12 protein-coding genes are annotated in these 21285 nt (G+C 71.7%); 2 read left to right on the top strand and 10 right to left on the bottom strand.

Translation table 11 applies throughout. The features are described 5' to 3' along the window. The first annotated feature begins 33 nt into the window (after nt 1-33). Together ppgK and ACWEVP_RS16345 are read left to right on the top strand one after the other, a co-directional pair. Complete coding sequence (gene ppgK / locus ACWEVP_RS16350) at nt 34-801, top strand: polyphosphate--glucose phosphotransferase (protein ID WP_452063635.1); 768 nt, start codon at nt 34-36, stop codon at nt 799-801. Between the two features lie 185 nt (nt 802-986). Further along, nucleotides 987-2387 (top strand): RNA polymerase sigma factor, encoded by a 1401-nt coding sequence (locus ACWEVP_RS16345; RefSeq protein WP_364446227.1) that lies wholly within the window; start codon nt 987-989, stop codon nt 2385-2387. 61 nt (nt 2388-2448) lie between these two features. On the opposite strand, the gene ACWEVP_RS16340 is transcribed toward ACWEVP_RS16345, so the two are convergent. The 10 genes from ACWEVP_RS16340 to malQ form a co-directional block, all read right to left on the bottom strand. Beyond that, nucleotides 2449-2841, bottom strand: a complete 393-nt coding sequence (locus tag ACWEVP_RS16340; RefSeq protein ID WP_452063367.1) for a hypothetical protein — start codon at nt 2839-2841, stop codon at nt 2449-2451. 359 nt (nt 2842-3200) lie between these two features. Next, nucleotides 3201-5426: a 1,4-alpha-glucan branching protein GlgB gene (gene glgB / locus ACWEVP_RS16335; protein ID WP_452063366.1), complete on the bottom strand. Its 2226-nt coding sequence runs from the start codon at nt 5424-5426 to the stop codon at nt 3201-3203. A 4-nt stretch (nt 5427-5430) separates the two neighbouring features. Further along, nucleotides 5431-6804, bottom strand: coding sequence for a maltokinase N-terminal cap-like domain-containing protein (locus tag ACWEVP_RS16330; protein WP_452063365.1), 1374 nt, complete (start codon nt 6802-6804; stop codon nt 5431-5433). A 5-nt stretch (nt 6805-6809) separates the two neighbouring features. Continuing rightward, complete coding sequence (treS, locus tag ACWEVP_RS16325; RefSeq protein WP_452063364.1) at nt 6810-8618, bottom strand: maltose alpha-D-glucosyltransferase; 1809 nt, start codon at nt 8616-8618, stop codon at nt 6810-6812. Nucleotides 8619-8656: 38 nt separating this feature from the next. Next, nucleotides 8657-10639 (bottom strand): maltotransferase domain-containing protein, encoded by a 1983-nt coding sequence (locus ACWEVP_RS16320; RefSeq protein ID WP_452063363.1) that lies wholly within the window; start codon nt 10637-10639, stop codon nt 8657-8659. Nucleotides 10640-10905: 266 nt separating this feature from the next. Continuing rightward, nucleotides 10906-13053, bottom strand: a complete 2148-nt coding sequence (gene glgX, locus ACWEVP_RS16315) for a glycogen debranching protein GlgX (protein ID WP_452063362.1) — start codon at nt 13051-13053, stop codon at nt 10906-10908. Between the two features lie 52 nt (nt 13054-13105). Further along, complete coding sequence (gene treZ, locus ACWEVP_RS16310; protein ID WP_452063361.1) at nt 13106-14827, bottom strand: malto-oligosyltrehalose trehalohydrolase; 1722 nt, start codon at nt 14825-14827, stop codon at nt 13106-13108. Next, on the bottom strand, nt 14824-17100 hold the full coding sequence (gene treY, locus ACWEVP_RS16305) for a malto-oligosyltrehalose synthase (protein WP_452063360.1): 2277 nt from the start codon (nt 17098-17100) through the stop codon (nt 14824-14826). Before treY ends, treZ begins: the two co-directional genes overlap by 4 nt. Next, a complete protein-coding gene (glgX, locus tag ACWEVP_RS16300; RefSeq protein ID WP_452063359.1) occupies nt 17097-19223 on the bottom strand; it encodes a glycogen debranching protein GlgX in 2127 nt (708 codons plus the stop codon). Before glgX (ACWEVP_RS16300) ends, treY begins: the two co-directional genes overlap by 4 nt. Nucleotides 19224-19298: 75 nt before the next feature. Continuing rightward, nucleotides 19299-21248 carry a 4-alpha-glucanotransferase gene (gene malQ / locus ACWEVP_RS16295; RefSeq protein ID WP_452063358.1) on the bottom strand — a complete coding sequence of 650 codons (1950 nt, stop codon included), beginning with the start codon at nt 21246-21248 and terminating at the stop codon, nt 19299-19301. Between the last annotated feature and the right edge of the window lie 37 nt (nt 21249-21285).

The following is a 21285-nucleotide window of genomic DNA, read 5'->3' as shown; positions in this document are numbered from 1 at the left end:
GGCTTCTGAATCGTGCGAGAAGGGACCACGTCCGTGGTGGAGGCGACCCGCCGAGGTTTCGGCATCGACATCGGCGGCAGCGGGATCAAGGGCGCCTTGGTCGACCTGGAAAAGGGCCGGCTCATCGGCGACCGGATCCGGATCGAGACGCCGAAGCCGTCCACCCCGTCCGCGGTGGCGGACGTCGTGCACGACATCGTCACGCAGGCGGCCTGGGACGGCCCGGTCGGCGTGACGCTGCCGGCCGTCGTCAAGAAGGGCGTCGCGCACACCGCGGCCAACATCGACAAGCAGTGGATCGGCACCGACGCCGACGCCCTGTTCGCCAAGCGGCTCGGCCGCGGCGTCGACCAGGTCGCGATGCTCAACGACGCCGACGCGGCGGGCATGGCCGAGATCCGCTTCGGCGACCCGGTCGCGCGCAAGGGCGTCACCGCGCTGCTCACCTTCGGCACCGGCATCGGCAGCGCGGTGTTCCAGGACGGCAAGCTCGTCCCGAACACCGAGTTCGGCCACCTGGAGATCGACGGCCACGACGCGGAGAAGCGCGCGGCCGCCTCCGTGAAGGACAACGAGGGGCTCTCCTACCCCGAATGGGCCAAGCGCGTGCACCGTTATCTGACCGTGCTCGAAAACCTGATCTGGCCCGACCTGTTCATCGTCGGCGGCGGGGTCAGCAAGAAGGCCGAGAAATGGGTGCCGCTGCTGGACATCCGCACTCCGGTGCTGGTCGCGACGCTGCAGAACAACGCCGGGATCGTGGGGGCCGCGGCGGCCGCCGCGGAGGGCATCCAGCACTGAATCCGGCCCGAAACCGGGCCGGAGGGTGATCGCTTCGCGACGCATGCGCGTACCGTCGTTACAATGGAACACGGCCCACGGCTGCGGAGGTCAAAACCGCAGGCCGAGGCGTGATCCCCGAATGTGAGGCAGCAGTGGCACCCGTGCCGTTGCTCGTCATGATCGACCGCTGCGAAAGGGCGTAAGTGGCAGCCGCAAGAACCGCAACCCGAGGCGGGACGAAGACCGCGACCGCAGCCGGCGAGCCGGCCGAAGAGGCAGCCACCGGGACGGCGAAGCCAGCGGCCCGCAAGACCACCACCGCCAAGAAGGCGCCGGCCAAGAAGGCCCCGGCGAAGAAGCCCGCGACCAAGGGCGCGAAGACCGAAGACGGCGAGCCGGACGGTCCCGGCGAGCTCGACGAGGCCGAACTCGACTCGCCCGACCTGTCGGACCTGGAAGAGGTCGAGGTCGACGTCGTCGACGAGACGGTCAACGACGAGCCGGACACCGACTCGGCCGACGACGACGATGACGACGAGGAAGCCGACGAGGAGACGCCGGCCCAGCGTCGTCGCGGTGCCGCGGCCGACAAGGCGGCGAAGAGCTCCGACAACCCGGACTTCGTCTGGGACGAGGAGGAGTCCGAGGCGCTGCGCCAGGCGCGCAAGGACGCCGAGCTCACCGCCTCCGCCGACTCCGTGCGCGCCTACCTCAAGCAGATCGGCAAGGTCGCGCTGCTGAACGCCGAGGAGGAGGTGGAGCTGGCCAAGCGGATCGAGGCCGGGCTCTACGCCGCCGAGCGCGTGCGCACCGCCGAGGAGGAGGGCGAGAAGCTCGTCACCCAGATGCGCCGCGATCTCAAGTGGATCGTGCGTGACGGCGAGCGCGCCAAGAACCACCTGCTGGAGGCGAACCTCCGGCTCGTGGTCTCGCTGGCCAAGCGCTACACCGGCCGCGGCATGGCGTTCCTGGACCTGATCCAGGAAGGCAACCTCGGCCTGATCCGCGCGGTCGAAAAGTTCGACTACACCAAGGGCTACAAGTTCTCGACGTACGCCACGTGGTGGATCCGCCAGGCGATCACCCGCGCGATGGCCGACCAGGCCCGCACCATCCGCATCCCGGTGCACATGGTCGAGGTCATCAACAAGCTCGGCCGCATACAGCGTGAACTGCTCCAGGACCTCGGCCGCGAGCCGACCCCGGAAGAGCTCGCGAAGGAAATGGACATCTCCCCGGAGAAGGTCCTGGAGATCCAGCAGTACGCACGCGAGCCGATCTCGCTGGACCAGACGATCGGCGACGAGGGCGACTCGCAGCTCGGTGACTTCATCGAGGACTCCGAAGCGGTCGTCGCGGTGGACGCGGTGTCGTTCACGCTGCTGCAGGACCAGCTCCAGTCGGTGCTGCAGACGCTGTCCGAGCGCGAGGCGGGCGTGGTCCGGCTGCGCTTCGGCCTCACCGACGGCCAGCCGCGCACGCTCGACGAGATCGGCCAGGTGTACGGGGTGACCCGCGAACGCATCCGGCAGATCGAGTCGAAGACGATGTCGAAGCTGCGCCACCCGTCGCGGTCGCAGGTCCTGCGCGACTACCTGGACTGAGTTCGGTTCGAGGAAACCCCGTCACTCCGGTGGCGGGGTTTTCTTGTGTCCACTTCGGACTTCACGGGACGGCGAGACCGCGCTCCCGCAACGATTCCTCGACGCGCAGGCGTTCGATCTCGCGGTCCATGCCCTCCGGCAGCTCGGCGAGCCGGTGCGGGACGCCCACCTGGCGGCACGCCTGGGTGAGCAGCTCGTCGTACGCCTGGCGGGTGCCGAGCCGCCGCGCGGCCGGGGTGCCTGACGGGTAGCCGGCCAGCAGCCGGTGCACCCGCCGCAGGTCCGCGGCGACGCGCTCGATCGGCGGCCCTTCGGGTTGCGGCTTCGCGCGCTTCTCCCGGATGCGGTGGACGAGCTTCGGGACGCGGAGCGCGCACCAGAACAGCACCGTGGGGGCGATGCAGACCACGGCGAAGAGGATCAGATTCACGAGGACGCCGCCGGCGCCGGTCATGCACCGATGGTAAGCCCGCGCGGGGCCGCGGGCGGAGGGATTTTCCGCGCGGGTGGGGCGGAGGGGCGAACCGCAGCGGCCGCGCGGGCGCGGGCAACGAACCGGCGCGGGCGAGCGGGCGGCCGGGCGGCGAACCGGCGCGAGCGGGCGGCGCGGGCGGGCGCGAGCAACGAACGGCGCGAGCGGGCAGGCAGCGAACCGGCGCGGGGGCAGCGAACTGGCGCGACCAGGCGACGCGACCGGCGCAAGCGGGCGGCCGGGCGGCGAACCGGCGCGAGCGGGCAGGCAGCGAACCGGCGCCGGCGCGCCTCGCCCGCCGGGCCGGCGCTTTCACGCGAAAGCGCCGCCCCGGCGGTGGCTCAGAGGCTCTCCGGGGCCACCAGCGACTCGGCCGTTTCCGGGTGCTCCTCGACCAGCCACAGCACACCCGACGGCGGGAGCTGGAGCACCGCCGAGGCCGGCTGGCCGTGCCAGGGCTCGACGACCGCCTCCACCGCGCCCAGGTTCCCGACGCCCGAGCCGCCGTACGCCTCCGCGTCGGTGTTGACCACCTCGAGCCAGCGCCCGGCCGACGGCAGCCCCACCCGGTAGTCGTGGTGCGGCACGCCCGAGAAGTTCGCGATGCAGGCCAGCCGCGAGCCGTCCGCGCCGATGCGCAGGAAGCTCAGCACGTTGCCGCTCGAGTCGTTCGCGTCGATCCAGCGGAAGCCGTCGGGCGTGGTGTCCTGGCTGAACAACGCCGGCGTCGACCGGTAGATCGCGTTCAGCGACCGCAGCAGGTCCTGCACGCCGCGGTGCAGCGGCTCGTCCAGCAGGTGCCAGTCCAGGGACCGCTGCTCCGACCACTCCGCGGGCTGGCCGAACTCGCCGCCCATGAACAGCAGCTGCTTGCCCGGGTGTGCCCACATGAACGCCAGCAACGACCGCAGCCCGGCCGCCTTGTTCCACGCGTCGCCCGGCATCCGGCCCCACAGGGATCCCTTGCCGTGCACCACTTCGTCGTGCGACAGCGGCAGCACGAAGTTCTCGCTCCACGCGTACACCAGCGAGAAGGTCATCTCGTTGTGGTGGTACGCCCGGTGGATCGGCTCGTGGGAGAGGTACCGGAGCGTGTCGTGCATCCAGCCCATGTTCCACTTGAAGCCGAACCCGAGGCCGCCCAGGTGGGTCGGGCGCGTGACGCCCGGCCACGCCGTCGACTCCTCGGCCACCATCACGATCCCGGGGTGTCGCTTGTAGACGGTCGCGTTCAGCTCCTGCAGGAACTTCACCGCGTCCAGGTTCTCGCGGCCGCCGTACTGGTTCGGCAGCCACTCCCCCTCGTTGCGGGAGTAGTCGAGGTAGAGCATCGACGCGACCGCGTCCACGCGCAGGCCGTCGAGGTGGAACTCCTCGATCCAGTACAGCGCGTTGGCGACGAGGAAGTTGCGGACCTCGTTGCGGCCGAAGTCGAACACGAGCGTGCCCCAGTCGGGCTGCTCGCCGCGACGCGGGTCCGCGTGCTCGTACAGCGCGGTGCCGTCGAACTTGGCCAGCGCCCAGCTGTCCTTCGGGAAGTGCGCGGGCACCCAGTCGACGAGCACGCCGATCCCCCGCTGGTGCAGGCGGTCGACGAAGTGGCGGAAGTCGTCCGGGGAGCCGAAGCGGGACGTCGGCGCGTAGTACGACGTCACCTGGTAGCCCCACGAGCCGCCGAACGGGTGCTCCGAGACCGGCAGCAGCTCGACGTGCGTGAAGCCGGTCTCGATCAGGTAGTCGCCGAGCTGGTCGGCCAGCTCCCGGTAGCCGAGCCCGGGCCGCCACGAGCCGAGGTGGACCTCGTAGACGCTCATCGGCGCCGCGGACCAGTCGGTCGCCTCGCGCTGCGCGACCCAGGCGTCGTCGGCCCAGATGTGCCCGGAGGTGGTGACGACCGACGCCGTCGCGGGCGGCTGCTCGGTGCCGAACGCCATCGGGTCGGCCTTCTCGTGCCAGTTCCCGTCGGCGCCGAGGATGCGGAACTTGTAGCACGTGCCCACGCCGACACCGGGGACGAACAGCTCCCAGATCCCCGACGAGCCGAGCGAGCGCATCGCGTGACCGCGCCCGTCCCAGCCGTTGAAGTCGCCGATCACGCGGATGCCGCGGGCGTTGGGTGCCCACACCGCGAACGACGTCCCCTCGACGACGCCGCCGGGGGTCTCGTACGACCGGACGTGCGCGCCGAGCACCTCCCACAGCCGCTCGTGCCTGCCCTCGCCGATCAGGTGCAGGTCCAGCTCGCCGACCGTGGGCAGCCAGCGGTAGGGGTCGTCGGCGGTGGCGGTGTGCCCGTCGTACTCGACCTCCAGGCGGTAGTCGCCCGGGTGCTCCGGCACGGCGACCGCGAACAGCGCGTCGATCACCGGCTCCATCGGGTAGCGGTGCTCGCCCGCGCGCAGCGTGACGCCCTTGGCGCCGGGCAGCAGCGCCCGGGCCACGAAGCTCTTGCCCACGGCGTGCACGCCCAGCACCGAGTGCGGGTCGTGGTGCGAACCGGCGAGCAGCCGGTCGATGTCCGCGGCCGGCGGGGCCGCGGCCGGGAGGCCTTCCGGAACCGCGTTCACGGCGTCATCCCTCTCCGTCGGTGATCCGGGCGATCGAGGCGAGCGGCACGCCCAGCCAGTCCGGCCGGTTCGCGTGCTCGTAGCCCACCTCGTAGACCGCCTTGTCCAGTTCGAAAGCGCGCAGCAGCTCACCCTGGTCGCGCGGGTCGGCCGCCACGGCCGCGTAGCCCTCGCAGAACGCCGCCCGGTTGCGCTCCGACCACTCGTGGGCGCGCTCGGCCAGCGCCGCGTCGTCCGGCTGGCCGACCAGCATCTGCTGGGCCGCGTAGTCGAACGACCTCAGCATGCCCGCCACGTCGCGCAACGGCGACCGCAGCGCGTGCCGCTCCTCGACCGGGGCCGCGGGCTCGCCCTCGAAGTCGATGAGCAGCCAGCCGCCGACCGTCCGCAGCACCTGGCCCAGGTGCAGGTCGCCGTGGATGTACTGCATGGTCACCGCCCCGCTGGGCAGCGAGCGCAGCTGCTCGAACGCCGCCCGCAGGGCCGGGGCGTGCGCGGCCAGCTCCGGCACCCGGCCGGCGATCGTGTCGAGCCGGTCGAGCATCGCCTTCGTCGAGCGTTCGAGCTCGTCGGCGTCGACGGCCTCGGTGCCGAGGGCCTCGGCCAGGTCGGCGTGCACCTCGGCGACGGCGCGCCCGAGCCGTTCGGCCTCGCCGGCGAAGTCGCCGCCGACCTCCTCGGCGTGCAGGTCCGCCACCGCCATCAGGTCGCGGACGCTGGTGGTGGCCATGGCCCAGCCGTCGACGGCGTCCGGGACGAACTGCTGGAGCATGCCGACCGTGGTCGGTTCGCCGTCGAGATCGCCGGTGATCGAGCCGAGCGGGGCCGCGATGTGCTTGCTGCCGACACCCTGCAGCGCGCGGTGCAGCAGCAGGTCCTTGTTCTTGCCCGGGGTCAGCTTCCGGAACAGCTTGAGGATGTACTGCCCGCCGTACACCAGGGAAGTGTTGCTCTGCTCCGAGGAGATCGGCCGCGCGCGCAGGCCGGTCTCCAGCTCCACGCCCGGCTCGTGCTCGAAGACGAGCGAGCCGACGCTGCCCTCCCGCGCCATCAGGTCCAGCAGGACGCCGGTGACGTCGAGGTCACCGGACGCCTCGTAGGCGTTGAGGTCGCCGACGGCGCCGATCCAGCTGGTCGACGCGATCTCCGGCGGGTGCGTCCGCCGGCCCACGAGCAGCTGGTACGGCTCGCGCCGGTCGTCCTGGGCGACCTCGACGACCACGTGCAGCAGCTGCGGGTCGCCTTCGACCAGCTCGGTCACGCCGAGCGGCCGGACGCCGGTCACCGGCCGGTCCTTGCCGGCGAACCAGCGCTGCTCCGGCAGCCAGCGCTTCAGGTCCTCGGTCAGGTCGTCGACCAGCGCACGCGGGTCGGACAAGGAACTCACCTCGCTTCGCCTTCGTCTCCCGGGTTCGTCAGCTGGAACCAGTAGAAGCCGTGCCCCGGCAGCGTCAGCAGGTACGACAGCTCCCCGATGCTGGGGAACCGCACGCCGCCGGTGAGCTCCACCGGCGTGCACCCGCGGTGCGCGGACAGGTCCAGCTCCACCGGCTGCGGGAACCGGGAGAGGTTGTTCACGCAGAGCACGACGTCCTCGCCGCCGTCCGGGCGCCGCCACTGGCGCTTGTAGGCCAGCACGCTCGGGTTGGACCCGCCGAGGTCGACGAACTCGCCTTCGGCGAACGCGTGGTGCTGCTTGCGCACCTCGATCATCCGCCGGGTCCAGTTGAGCAGCGAGGCGTCGTTGTTCGACTGCGCCTCGACGTTCAGGCCCTGGTAGCCGTACACCGGGTCCATGATCACCGGCAGGTAGATGCGGCCGGGGTCGCAGGAGGAGAACCCGGCGTTGCGGTCCGGGGTCCACTGCATGGGGGTGCGCACCGCGTCGCGGTCGCCGAGCCAGATGTTGTCTCCCATGCCGATCTCGTCACCGTAGTACAGAACGGGCGAGCCCGGCAGGGACAGCAGCATCGCCGTGAACAGCTCCTGCTGGTTGCGGTCGTTGTCCAGCAGCGGGGCCAACCGGCGGCGGATGCCGATGTTGGCCTTCATGCGCGGGTCCTTGGCGTACTCCGCGTACATGTAGTCGCGCTCTTCGTCGGTGACCATCTCGAGGGTCAGCTCGTCGTGGTTGCGCAGGAAGATGCCCCACTGGGTGCCGCCGGGGATTTCCGGCGTCTGGTCGAGGATCTCCGAGATCGGGAACCGCGACTCCCGGCGCACCGCCATGAAGATCCGCGGCATCAGCGGGAAGTGGAACGCCATGTGGCACTCGTCGCCGCCGACGGCCGGGTCGCCGAAGTACTCGACGACGTCCGAGGGCCACTGGTTCGCCTCGGCGAGCAGGATCCGGCCCGGGTACTCGTCGTCGACGACCTTGCGGCAGCGCTTGAGGAATTCGTGCGTGCGCGGCAGGTTCTCGCAGTTGGTGCCCTCCTGCTCGAACAGGTACGGCACGGCGTCCAGGCGGAACCCGTCGATGCCCAGGTCGAGCCAGAACCGCAGGACGTCGATCATCGCGTTCTGGACGTCGACGTTCTCGTAGTTCAGGTCGGGCTGGTGGGAGAAGAACCGGTGCCAGTAGAACTGGCCGCGGACCGGGTCGTAGGTCCAGTTCGACGTCTCGGTGTCGACGAAGATGATCCGCGCGTCGGCGTAGCGGGAGTCGTCGTCGCTCCACACGTAGTAGTCGCCGTACGGGCCGTCGGGCTCGCTGCGGGACTGCTGGAACCACGGGTGCGCGTCCGAGGTGTGGTTGAGCACCAGGTCGGTGATCACCCGGATGCCGCGCCGGTGCGCCTCGTTGAGCAGGAACACGAAGTCCTCGACGCTGCCGAACTCCGGCAGCACCGCGCGGAAGTCGCTGATGTCGTACCCGCCGTCGCGCAAGGGCGAGGCGTAGAACGGCGGCAGCCACAGGCAGTCGATCCCGAGCCAGGCCAGGTAGTCGAGCCGGCCGGCCAGTCCTCTCAGGTCGCCGGTGCCGTCGCCGTTGGAGTCGGCGAACGCGCGCACCAGCACTTCGTAGAACACCGCGCCCTTGAACCACTCGGGGTTGCTGGGCGCCTGCTGCGCCGAGCGGAAGTCGCCGGCCTGCGGCTCGACGAGCATCCCGTCCGCGGTGATCGCCTCACCGGTGTGCGGTACGCCGTCCAGCCCGAGCGCCGCGTCGGGGCGGGCTTCCTCCGCCATGTGCTCCACCTCAGTCCCTCGATCCGTTCCTTCCCCTGCTAGCCGGCCAGCCGCCGCCGGACCGACACCACGTGCGCCACGGCCCGCCAGGGTTCGAGCCGGACGAAGTTCGCCTGACCCCAGTCCCAGGTGTCGCCGGTGACCTCGTCGTGGGCGATCAGCCGCTCGTGCGCCTCGAACCCGAGCGCCCCGGTGTCGAGCCAGAGCGTGCCCTCCTGGGGGCCGTACGGGTCGAGCGTCACGACGGTGACCACGGTGTCGCCGGTGGCCGGGTCCTGTTTGGAGTAGGCCAGCAGTGCGTCGTTGTCGACGTGGTGGAAGTGCAGGGTGCGCATCTGCTGCAGCGCCGGGTGCGCGCGGCGGACGGCGTTCAGCTTCGCGATCCACGGCTCCAGCGAGCGGCCTTCGGCGAGCGCGCGCTCGAAGTCGCGGGGGCGCAGCTGGTACTTCTCGGAGTCGAGGTACTCCTCGCTGCCGTCGCGGACCGGGACGTGCTCGAACAGCTCGTAGCCGGAGTAGACACCCCACGTCGGCGAGATCGTCGCCGCCAGCGCCGCCCGCAGCGCGAACATGCCGGGACCGCCGCGCTGCAGCGACTCGTGGAGGATGTCCGGGGTGTTGACGAACAGGTTCGGCCGGCCCTCGTTCCAGTGGTCGCGCAGGTCGATGGCGAAGTCGATCAGCTCCTGCTTGCCGGTCCGCCACGTGAAGTACGTGTAGCTCTGGGTGAAGCCGAGCCGGGCCAGCCCCCACAGCCGCGCCGGGCGGGTGAACGCCTCGGCCAGGAACAGCACGTCCGGGTGGGCGTCCTTGACCGACTGGATCAGCCAGGCCCAGAAGTCCGGCGGCTTGGTGTGCGGGTTGTCGACCCGGAAGATCTTGACCCCGTGGTCGATCCAGACCGTGATGACGCGGAGCATCTCCTCGTAGACGGCCTTGGGGTCGTTGTCGAAGTTGATCGGGTAGATGTCCTGGTACTTCTTCGGCGGGTTCTCCGCGTAGGCGATCGAGCCGTCCGGGCGGGTGGTGAAGAACTCCGGGTTCTTCAGGACCCACGGGTGGTCGGGCGCGGCCTGCAGCGCGAAGTCGAGCGCGACCTCCATGCCCAGCTCTTCCGAGCGGGCGACGAACGCGTCGAAGTCGTCGAAGGTGCCGAGGTCGGGGTGGATGGCGTCGTGCCCGCCCTCGTCGGCGCCGATGGCCCACGGCGAGCCGACATCCTCCGGCTTGGCGTCGAGGGTGTTGTTGGGGCCCTTGCGGTTGACCCGGCCGATCGGGTGGATCGGCGGGAGGTAGACGACGTCGAAGCCCATCTTCGCGACCCGGTCGAGCGCGGCCGCGGCGGTGGTGAAGGTGCCGTGCACCGCCTTGCCCTCGGCGTCGAGGCCGCCGGTGGAGCGGGGGAACAGCTCGTACCAGGAGCCGAACGCGGCCCGGCGGCGGTCGACCCACACCTTGTGCGGCTTGCCCTTGGTGATCAGCTCGCGCACCGGGAACTCGCGCATGAGCTGCCGGACTTCGGGCGAGAGCGCGGGCCCGACGCGCTCGGCGAGGGCGCGCTCTTCGTCGCGCAACGCCGTCACCGCGCCGGTCAGAAGCGCTTTCTCGGCCCGGCGGTCCGGACGGCGGGAAACGCGCTCCAGCAGCCGGGCGCCGTTCTCGAGGTCGTTCGCGAGGTCCTCGGGCCCCTGCCCGGCGGCGACCTTCACCTCGACCGCGTGCTCCCACGTCGCCCACGGGTCGCCCCACGCGTCGATCCGGTAGGTCCACAGGCCGGTGGTGTCCGGGACGATCACCGCGGCGAATTCGTCGGGGTGGTCCGGGCCGCGCGGCACCATCCGCGTCTGGCGGGTCAGGCGGTCGCCGGGGCCGCGCCACGCGACGGTCGCCGCGACGGCGTCGTGACCCTCCCGCCAGACGGTCGCGGTGACCGGGATGTGTTCCCCCACAACGGCTTTGGCCGGATACCGGCCGCAGCTCACGCTGGGGGAGACGTCGTCGATGCCGAGCCGGCCGGTCATGGGCAACGCCCCTCGGTGTGTCGGTTGGACGCAGGCGACGCCAGTCTGCCTGACTCGATCAAGCGCCTGGGAGGCAGGGTTCTCTTCGGTGTACCCACCTCGCCGCGGACGAAACGCTTTCCCCGCAACGAATTTCCGGCGGATGTCCGGGAAGTTAAGATCGCGCGCGATCCCGATCCGCCGACACGCGGACCCGAACGGCCAACACCCGTACCCGAATGGACGAACGCGGCGTCGCTTTCCCGGGAAAGCGACGCCGCCGGCCGTCAGCGGCCCTCGGGCTGCGCCTCCGCCGCCAGGCGCGGGGCGCGCAGCAGGAGCAGCGACCGCGACTGCAGCGTCACCCGGCTCTTGGCCTCCAGGACACCCGGGTTGGCCGGGCTGCCGTCGGCGGTGCTCGTGTCGAGCGTCGGCTTGAACGTCTCGCCGTACTCGCGGCCCGGCAGGACGACCTCGGCCGGCTCGTCGCCCGCGTGCAGCCACAGCAGCCACGAGTGGTCGGGCACCAGCTCGCCGTCGCGGTTGCGGGCCTGGCTGTTCGAGCCGTCGATCCACATGCCGAGCGTGTGCCGGTCCTCGAACCAGTCGGTCTCGCCGAACTCCTCGCCGTCCGGCCGGAACCAGACGAGGTCCGGCTTGCCGGTCGGCGTCGTCCGGCCTTCGAAGAACTCCGGCTGCCGCAGCGCCGGGCTGTTCGCCCGCAGCCGCACGACGCGGCGGGCGAAGGCCAGCATCGCCTCGGCCTCGGGCGCCTCGGGCGTCCAGTCCAGCCACGACGTCTCGTCGTCGAGGCAGTACGCGTTGTTGTTGCCGCCCTGGGTCCGCCAGAACTCGTCGCCCGCGGTGATCATCGGGGTGCCGGTGGACAGCAGCAGCGTGGCGAACATGTTCCGCGCCTGCCGCACGCGCAGCTCGCGGATGGCCGGGTCGTCCGTGGGCCCCTCGGCGCCGTGGTTCCACGAGCGGTTGTCGTTGCCGCCGTCGCGGTTGTCCTCGCCGTTGGCCTCGTTGTGCTTTTCGTTGTAGGACACCAGGTCCCGCAGCGTGAAGCCGTCGTGGGCGGTGACGAAGTTGATCGACTGCCACGGCCGCCGCAGGTTGTGGTCGTACAGGTCCGACGAACCGGACAGCCGGTAGGCGAGGTCGCGGACGCCGGTCGCGCCGCGCCAGAAGTCGCGCACGGTGTCGCGGTAGCGGCCGTTCCACTCCGCCCACTGGGCGCCGAAGCCGCCGACCCGGTAGCCCTCGCCGGTGGCGTCCCACGGTTCGGCGATGAGCTTGCACCGCGAGAGCACCGGGTCGGTGGTGATCGCGGTGAGCAGCGTCGACGCGGGGTCGAACGGGCCGCCGCGGGCCCGGCCGAGCGTGCTGGCCAGGTCGAACCGGAAGCCGTCGACGCCCAGCTCCTGCGTCCAGTACCGCAGCGAGTCGGTGACCAGCCGGACCACCGTCGGCGAGCCCGCCTCCAGGGTGTTGCCGCAGCCGGTGATGTCGGCCATGTGACCGCGCTCGGTGTGCAGGTAGTACACGGGCGCGTTCAGGCCGCGGAAGCTCAGCGTCGGCCCGTCGGGCCCGCCTTCGCAGGTGTGGTTGAACACGACGTCGACGATCACCTCGATGCCGGCCGCGTGCAGGGCGGCGACCATCAGCCGGAACTCCTCGACCTCGTGGCCGGGCTCGCTGGCGTAGGCCGCGTGCGGCGCGAAGAAGCCGAGCGGCGAGTACCCCCAGTAGTTGTGCCGCCCGGCCCGGACCAGCGACGGCTCGTCGAGGAACGAGTGCACCGGCAGCAGCTCCACCGACGTGACGCCGAGCCGGGTCAGGTACTCGATGGCCACCGGGTGGGCCAGGCCGAGGTAGGTGCCGCGCAGCGCCTCGGGGATGAACGGGTGCCGCTGCGTGAACCCCTTGACGTGCAGCTCGTAGACCACCGCCTCCTCGAACGGGACCTCCGGCTTGACGCCGGTGTCCGGCCCGCCCGGCGAGGTGACCACCGACAGCGGCACGCTGCCCAGGGAGTCCACAGTGGACATCGGACCGCGCTCGGGGTCGCCGGTGAAGCCCTGGGCCGCGCGCAGGTCGGTGAGGCCGCCGGTGATCTGCCGGGCGTAGGGGTCGAGGAGCAGCTTGTGCGGGTTGCAGCGCAGGCCGCGGGCCGGGTCGTACGGGCCGTGGACGCGGTAGCCGTAGCGCTGCCCCGGCGTCACCCCGGGCACCAGGCCGTGCCACACGCCGAACGTGCGCTCGGTGAGCGCGATCCGGCGTTCGGACCCGTCGGCGTCGATCAGGCACAGCTCGACCGCGTCCGCGACGGCGGAGGTGATCGCGAACCGGACGCCGCCCGCCTCGGGGTGGGCGCCGAGCGGGAACGGGCGTCCGGCGAGGACGTGCGGGGTCGAGGGTCGTGTGGCCATTCCTGAATCGTCCCAGATCCGGCCCGTCCCCCGCGCCCCTATACCGCGACGGCTACCCGGCCACCGCCGTTCCGACGAGGGCGAAGGTGTCCGGCGGCAGCTGCGCGGCACCCCCGTCCACAGTGGCGTCCGCCCAGGTCAGCAGCGTTGTCGTGGCCCCGAGCGGGAGCGTCACCGGGCCTTCGCCGAAGTTGACGGCCAGCCGCAGCGAGCCGCGGTGCAGCACGAGCCAGGACCCGTCGGGGGCGCTGTCGACCCGCAAGCCGTCGACGTGGGGATCGGCCAGCCCGGGGTGCTCGCGGCGCAGCCGGATCAACGCCCGGTACAGGTCCAGCACCTCCCGGTGACCGGGCCGCCCGGCCTCGGCCCAGTCGAGCCGCGAGCGCTCGACGGTCGCCGGGTCCATCGGGTCGGGCACCTCGGACTCGCCCCAGCCGTGCCGGGCGAACTCGCGACGGCGGCCCGTGCGGACGGCCTCGGCCAGCTCCGGGTCGGGGAAGGAGGCGAAGAACTGCCACGGCGTGCTCGCCGCCCACTCCTCCCCCATGAACACCATCGGCGTGAACGGCGAGCAGAACAGGATCGCCGCGCCGCAGGCCAGCCGGTCCGCCGAGACGGTCGCCGGGAGCCGGTCGCCGGTCGCGCGGTTGCCGATCTGGTCGTGGTTCTGCAGGTAGGCGAGGAAGCGGTGACCCGGCACGGTCCGGGTGTCCACCGGGCGGCCGTGGGTCCGCTCGCGGAACGACGACCAGGTGCCGGCGTGGAAGAACACCTCGCGCAGGACCCGCTCGACGGCGTCCGGAGCGGCGAAGTCGGTGTAGTAGCCGGACGTCTCGCCGGTGAGCTTGACGTGCAGCGCGTGGTGGAAGTCGTCCGACCACTGCGCGTGCAGGCCGTAGCCGCCGCGCTCGCGGGGCGTCACCAGCCGCGGGTCGTTGAGGTCGGATTCGGCGATCAGCGTCAGCGGCCGGTTCAGCGCCGCCGACAGCGCCTCGGTCTCGGTGGCGAGCTGTTCGAGCAGGTGGACCGCGCGGCGGTCGAGCAGCGCGTGCACCGCGTCCAGCCGCAGCGCGTCGACGTGGAAGTCGCGGAACCAGCTCAGCGCGTTGTCGATCACGTACCGGCGGACCTCGTCCGAGCCGGCGCCGTCGAGGTTCAGGCCGGGGCCCCAGTCGTTCTGCCCGGCGAAGTACGGCCCGAACCGGTCGAGGTAGGCCCCCGACGGCCCGAGGTGGTTGTAGACGACGTCGAGCACGACGGCCAGCCCGCGCGCGTGCGCCGCGTCGACGAACCGCTTGAAGCCGTCGGGCCCGCCGTAGGGCTCGTGGACCGCGCCCCAGAGCACGCCGTCGTAGCCCCAGCCCGCGGTGCCGTCGAAGGAGTTGACCGGCAGCAGCTCGACGTGGGTGATGCCGAGGTCGACGAGGTGGTCGAGCCGGTCGATCGCCGCATCGAAGGTGCCGCCCCCGGTGAACGTCCCGACGTGCAGCTCGTAGACGACCCCGCCGGGCAGCTGGCGGCCGTGCCAGGCGTCGTCGGTCCACTCGAACTCGCCGTGGTCGTAGACGCGCGACTCCCCGTGGACGCCGTGGGGTTGCCACCGCGACCGCGGGTCCGGCAGGCGGTCGTCGGAGTCGTCCAGCAGGAAGGCGTAGTTGACGCCCTCGGCTTCGGCGTGCCACCAGCCGCCTTCGCCGGCGGTCATTTCGTGCACGCCGGCGTCGACGCTCACCCGGACCCGCCCGGCGGACGGGGCCCACACGCTGAACCTCATGCGTCTCCTCGCACCAGCACCGTGACGGGGTACCGCTCGAACAGGGTGGCCACGTCCGGCGTCGCTTCGCGGCCGGTCAGGACGTCGGTCCAGACGCCGTCGGGCAGCGGCAGCACGGTGCCGCGCCAGCCCCCGGCGGCTTCGAGGCCGACCGGCAGCCGGGTGACGGCGACGGCCAGGTCCGCCGATCTCGTGTAGGCCAGCACGTGCTTCGCCGCGGGACCCTCGGCCCGCAGCGGCCGGTAGCCGCGGAACAGCGCCGGGTGCTCCCGGCGCAACCGCAGCGCCTTGTGCACGACCAGGAGCTTCGCCGCGCCGGAGGCGTCGATCTCCGGCTGCTCGCCCTCGGCGATCCGGGCCAGGACCTCGCGGCGCACCGCGTAGTCGACCGGGCGGCGGTTGTCCGGGTCGACCAGCGAGAAGTCCCACAGCTCGGTGCCCTGGTAGACGTCGGGTACGCCGGGCGCGGTCAGGTGGACGAGCTTCTGACCGAGCGAGTTCGCGTAGCCGGGCTGCTCGATCCGCGCGACGAACGCCTCGATGTCCGCCGCCAGCTCGGCGTCGCCCATGACGTCCGCCGGCCACGCGGCGACGTCGGCCTCGAACGTCTCGTCGTGGTCGGTCCAGCTGGTGCGGAGCTTGGCCTCCTTGGCCGCCTTGTCGAGGTAGTCGCGCAGGCGGCCCGGCTCGATCGGCCAGGCCGACACGAGCGTCTGCCAGGCGAGCAGGTTCAGCGCCGGCTCGGCGATCCCGCGGCGCACCGTCCACCGCCGGACGGCGTCGGCGAACTCGCCGGGCAGCTCCGCCAGCACGGCCATCCGCGCGCGGGTGTCCTCCGAGCGCTTGGTGTCGTGCGTGGTCAGCGTCGTCATCGCGGCCGGGTGCCCGGCCTCGCGCTCGGCCGCCAAGCGGTGGAACTCCTCGACGTCGAGGCCGAACCGGTCCGGGTTGCCGCCGACCTCGTTGAGCGCGGCGAAGCGGGTGTAGCGGTAGAACGTCGTGTCCTCGGTGCCCTTGGCCACGACCATGCCGGAGGTCTGCTGGAGCCGGGTGGCCAGCTCGCCGTCCGGCTCGGCGCGGACCTGCGCGTCGAGGGCGTCCAGCGTGGCGGCGAGGTCCGGGCGGGCGGTCTTGGCGCCGTCGATCGCCGCCGCCCAGTGCCCGGCCCCCTCGGGCAGGTACGAGCGGTAGACGGGGAAGGCGATCATCGTCTCGGCGACGGCTTCGCGTGCCGCGTCCTGGTCGATGCCCCGCAGCAAGTTCGCGATCCGCCGCACCTCGGCGACCAGGATCCGGTCGGTGACCAGCCGCCGGGCCTCGGCTTCGACGCGGTGGTAGCCGGTCTTCACGCCCAGTTCGGTGGCCAGCTCGGTGAAGCCGGGCTCGCCCGCCGGGTCGACGAAGACGCCGGCGATCTCGCGCAGGGCGTCGTAGCCGGTGGTGCCGTCGACCGGCCAGCTCTGCGGCAGCGGCTCGCCCGGGTGCAGGATCTTCTCCGCGACGATCCACGCGTTCGGCGCGTTCTCCCGCAGCCGCCGGAAGTAGCCGCCCGGGTCGGCGAGGCCGTCCGGGTGGTCGACGCGCAGGCCGGTGACGTCGCCGTCGGCGACCCAGCGCAGCACCTCACCGTGCGTTTCGGCGAACACCTTCGGGTCCTCGACGCGGACCGCGGCCAGGTTCGTGATGTCGAAGAACCGCCGGTAGCCCAGCTCCGCGTTGCCGCGGCGCCAGCCGGCCAGCCGGTAGTGCTGGCGCTCGTGGACCTCCTGCGGCGTCCCGCCCTCGGTGCCGGGCGCGATCGGGAAGCGGTGGTCGTAGTAGACCAGCTCGTCACCGTCGACCGACAGCTCGGCGACGGCGTCGTCCTCGCCGAGCACCGGCAGCAGCAGGGGGCCGCGCGCCCAGTCGATGTCGAAGAACGACGCGTACTCGGAGTCGCGGCCGTGCTTCAGCACGTCCCACCACCACTTGTTGGCCTTCGGCACCTCGACCGACATGTGGTTCGGCACGATGTCGACCACCAGGCCGAGCCCGAGCTCCTTCAACAGCGTGCTGAGTTCCTGCCGCGCCGATTCGCCGCCCAGCTCGGGCCGCGCGCGCGTCGGGTCGACGACGTCGTAGCCGTGCGTCGAGCCGGGCGCCGCGTCCAGCACCGGCGACGCGTAGAGCGCGCCGATGCCCAGGTCGCGCAGGTAGCCGGCGATGCCGGCCGCGTCGCTGAAGGAGAACTCCGGGCGCAGCTGCACCCGGTAGGTCGACTCCGGCACCGTCATTCGGACTCCGTCTCCGTCCGCTGCAGCACGATCAGGGACCGCGCGGGCAGGGTGAACTGACCGCCGCCTTCGATGGGTTTCGCGTCGCGGGGCTCCACCTCGCCCGTCGCGGTGTCGACGACGACGGTCCAGGCCTGGCCGTAGCCGTTGCCCGGCAGCTTGGCGTCGATGTCCTCGTAGTGCGCGTTGAACGCGAGCAGGAACGAGTCGTCCTCGACGTGCATCCCGCGCGGGTCGAGGTCCGGGATGGCCTGGCCGTTGAGGAAGACGACGACCGCCTTGCCGAACCCGTCGTCCCAGTTCTGCTCGGTCATCTCCTCCCCCGCCGGGGTGAACCAGGCGATGTCGCCGAGCTTGTCGCCCTTGCCGACCGGGCCGCCCTGGAAGAACCGGCGGCGGCGGAACACCGGGTGGCGGTGCCGGAACGCGCCCAGCCCGGCGGTGAACCGGACCAGGTCGGCGTGCTCGGTGGCCAGCTCCCAGTCCATCCAGGACAGTTCGGAGTCCTGGCAGTAGACGTTGTTGTTGCCCTGCTGGGTCCGGCCGAACTCGTCGCCGTGCAGGATCATCGGCACGCCCTGGGACAGCATCACCGTCGCCAGCATGTTGCGCTGCTGGCGCGCCCGCAGCTCGTTGACCTCGGGATCGTCGGTCTCGCCCTCGACCCCGCAGTTCCACGAGCGGTTGTCGTCGGCGCCGTCGCGGCCGTCCTCGCCGTTGGCCTCGTTGTGCTTTTCGTTGTAGGACACCAGGTCCCGCAGCGTGAAGCCGTCGTGGGCGGTGACGAAGTTGATCGACGCGAACGGGCGGCGGCCGTCGTCCTGGTAGAGGTCCGACGAGCCGGTGATGCGCGACGCGAACTCGCCGAGCGTCGACGGCTCGCCGCGCCAGAAGTCGCGGACGGTGTCGCGGTACTGCCCGTTCCACTCCGTCCACAGCGGCGGGAAGTTGCCGACCTGGTAGCCACCGGGGCCGACGTCCCACGGCTCGGCGATCAGCTTCACCTGGCTCACGATCGGGTCCTGCTGGACGAGGTCGAAGAACGTCGACAGCCGGTCGACGTCGTAGAACTCGCGGGCCAGTGCCGAGGCGAGGTCGAAGCGGAAGCCGTCGACGTGCATCTCCGTCACCCAGTACCGCAGCGAGTCCATGATCAGCTGCAGGGTGTGCGGGTTGCGCACGTTGAGGGAGTTCCCGGTGCCGGTGTAGTCCATGTAGTACTCGGGCTCCCCCTCCACCAGCCGGTAGTAGGCCTCGTTGTCGATGCCCCGCATCGACAGCGTCGGCCCGAGGTGGTTGCCCTCGGCGGTGTGGTTGTAAACCACGTCGAGGATGACTTCGATGCCGGCCTCGTGGAAGGCCTTCACCATCCCCTTGAACTCCTGGACCTGGCCGCCCTCGCCGGGCATCGCGGCGTAGGCGTCGTGCGGGGCGAAGTACCCGATCGTGTTGTAGCCCCAGTAGTTCGTGAGGCCCTTCTCCTCCAGCCCGTGGTCGGAGACGAACTGGTGCACCGGCAGCAGCTCGACCGCCGTGACGCCGAGCTTCTGCAGGTGCTCGACGACGGCGGGGTGCGCCAGGCCGGCGTAGGTGCCCCGCAGCGCCTCCGGCACGAACGGGTGATTCACCGTCATGCCCTTGACGTGGGCCTCGTAGATGACCGTCTCGTTGTACGGCCGCTTCGGCTGGCGGTCGTTGCCCCAGTCGAAGAAGGGGTTCGCCACCAGCGAGTACGGCACCCGGCCGGCGGAGTCGGCGTCGTTGCGCTCCTCCGGGTTGGCGAACTGGTAGCCGAACAGCGACTCGTCCCACTTCACGCCGTGCGAGACGGCCTTCGCGTACGGGTCGATGAGCAGCTTGTTGGGGTTGCACCGCAGGCCGCGCTTCGGGTCGTACGGGCCGTGCACGCGGAAGCCGTACCGCTGTCCCGGGCCGACGTTGAGCAGGTAGCCGTGGTGGACGAAGCCGTCCACCTCTTCGAGCGCGTAGCGCGTCTCGTTGCCCTCGGCGTCGAACAGGCACAGTTCGACCCGCTCGGCCACCTCGGAGAACAGGGCGAAGTTCGTCCCCACTCCGTCGTAGGTCGCGCCGAGCGGGTAGGGCGTTCCGGGCCAGGGCCGCACTGGGTTCTCCTCGAGCTTTCGGTCGTGCCGGTCGTCCGTGCTGACGGACGAGAGTCGTGTGCGCCGGTATACCCGTTACCCGGGCAGGGGACGCGCTGCTGCCAGCGGCGCCACCGCGGCGCGCACCCCCTTCGCGGTGAAGAAGCCGTCGACGCTGACGGGAAGGGGAATCCGCCAGTTAGGGTACTGGTCGACCGTTCCCGGCAGATTCGGCTGCCGCACCTGGCCCGCGACGTCCGCCGGCGACGTCAGCACCAGCCGGGACGCGGCTCGCGCCAGCAGGGTGTGCAGCGCGACGACCAGGTCGTCGTCCGGAATCCCTTCGCGGGCAAGGAGTTCCCGCAGGGCCGCGCGTTCGGCGGCGGCCGCCTCTTCCTCCGCTTCGACGCCCCGGTCCAGCAGGCCCAGCTCGGCCCGGACCCGGACGTGCTCGCCCGCCAGCCAGCCGGAGACCGTCGGCAGGTCGTGGGTGGAGATGCTGGCCATGGCCTCCGGGTCCCAGGTGCCCGGGCGCGTGAACGGCTTGCCCGGCGCGTCCCAGTCGCGTTCGAACCACAGCACGGCCGAGCTGAGCATGCCGCGCTCGTGCATGGTCTCGGTGACGGTCTCCTCGACCGTGCCGAGGTCCTCCCCCACGACGACCGCACCGGCCCGGTGCGCCTCGAGCGCGAGCACGCCGACCATGGCCTCGGCGTCGTAGTGGACGTAGGTGCCGCGGTGCGCGGGCTCGCCCGGCGGGATCCACCACAGCCGCCAGAGCCCGGCGATGTGGTCGACGCGGATGCCGTCGGCGTACCGCAGCACCCCGCGGATGACGTCCCGGAAGGGCGCGTACCCGGCCTCGGCGAGCTTGTCCGGCCGCCACGGCGGCAGGTTCCAGTCCTGGCCCTGCTGGTTGAAGGCGTCCGGCGGCGCGCCGACGCGGACGTCGGCGGCGAAGACGTCCCGCACCGCCCAGGTGTCGGCCCCGCCGGGGTGCACGCCGACCGGCAGGTCGTGCACGATCCCGACGGTCATCCCGGCCTCGCGGGCCTTCACGCGGGCTTCGTCCAGCTGGATCCGGCAGAGGTGCTGCAGCCACGCGTGGAACCCGACGCGCTCCTTCAGTTCTTCGCGAGCCTTCTCCACCTCGGGCCCGGCCGGGTCCCGCAGGGGCTCCGGCCAGTCCCGCCAGTCGGCGCCGTGCTGCTCGGCGAGGGCGCAGAAGAGAGCGAAGCCGGTCAGGTCCCGGTCTTCGGGCAGCTCTTCGACGCGGTGCGGCCACAGCAGCTCGAGGGCGGCGCGCTTCGCCGTCCAGACCTTGTCGTAGTCGATGAGCTCGCCGTCGCGGTCCGGAGCCAGCGACGCCACCGCCTCCCGGGTCGCCGCGTCGGCCCGCTCGAACGTCTCGGTGGCGGTGACGCGCAGGTAGATCGGGTTGGCGAAGCGACGGCTCGCGGGCGAGTACGGCGACCGTTCGACCGGGTGGGCCGGGCTGAAGGCCTGCACGGGGTTGACCAAAAGGACGCCGGCGTCCAGCTCGGCGGCCGAGCGGGCGGCGAAGGTGGCGAGGTCGGCGTAGTCGCCGATGCCCCAGGAGCCGGCCGAGTGCAGGGCGTAAAGCTGCAGCATCCAGCCCCAGGCGGGCGGGACGTCCGGCAGCTTCGCGGGCACGACGGCGAGCACGACGTCCTGGCCGGCGGTGACCACCCGGTGCCAGCCGAGCGGCAGGTCGCCGGGGATTTCGCCCGCGACCCGGCGGCGGGTCCCGTCTTCGAGCACGACCTCGGCCTCCCCCGGCAGCGGCCGCGTGGTGCCCTCTTTCAGGACGATCGTCGGCGGCAGCTCGTCGGGGGTCCGGGCCGCCAGGGCTTCGGCGATGGCGTCGTCACCGGTGGCGTCGATGCCGAACTGCCCCAGCACGGCGGCGACGACGTCGTCGTCGACTTCGACCCACTCCTGGTCGGCGTTCTCGTAGCGGGTGGCGACGCCGTAGCGGTCGGCGAGCTGGTGCAGGGCGCTGCGGGCGGGGATCTCGTCGGGCACGGGACAAGCATTCCGGTGCCCGGCGGTTCGCGCCATC

The organism is Amycolatopsis sp. NPDC003865, assembly GCF_053605345.1.
Note: the sequence above shows the minus strand (reverse complement) of the source record. Positions and strands in the feature narration are given on the sequence as shown.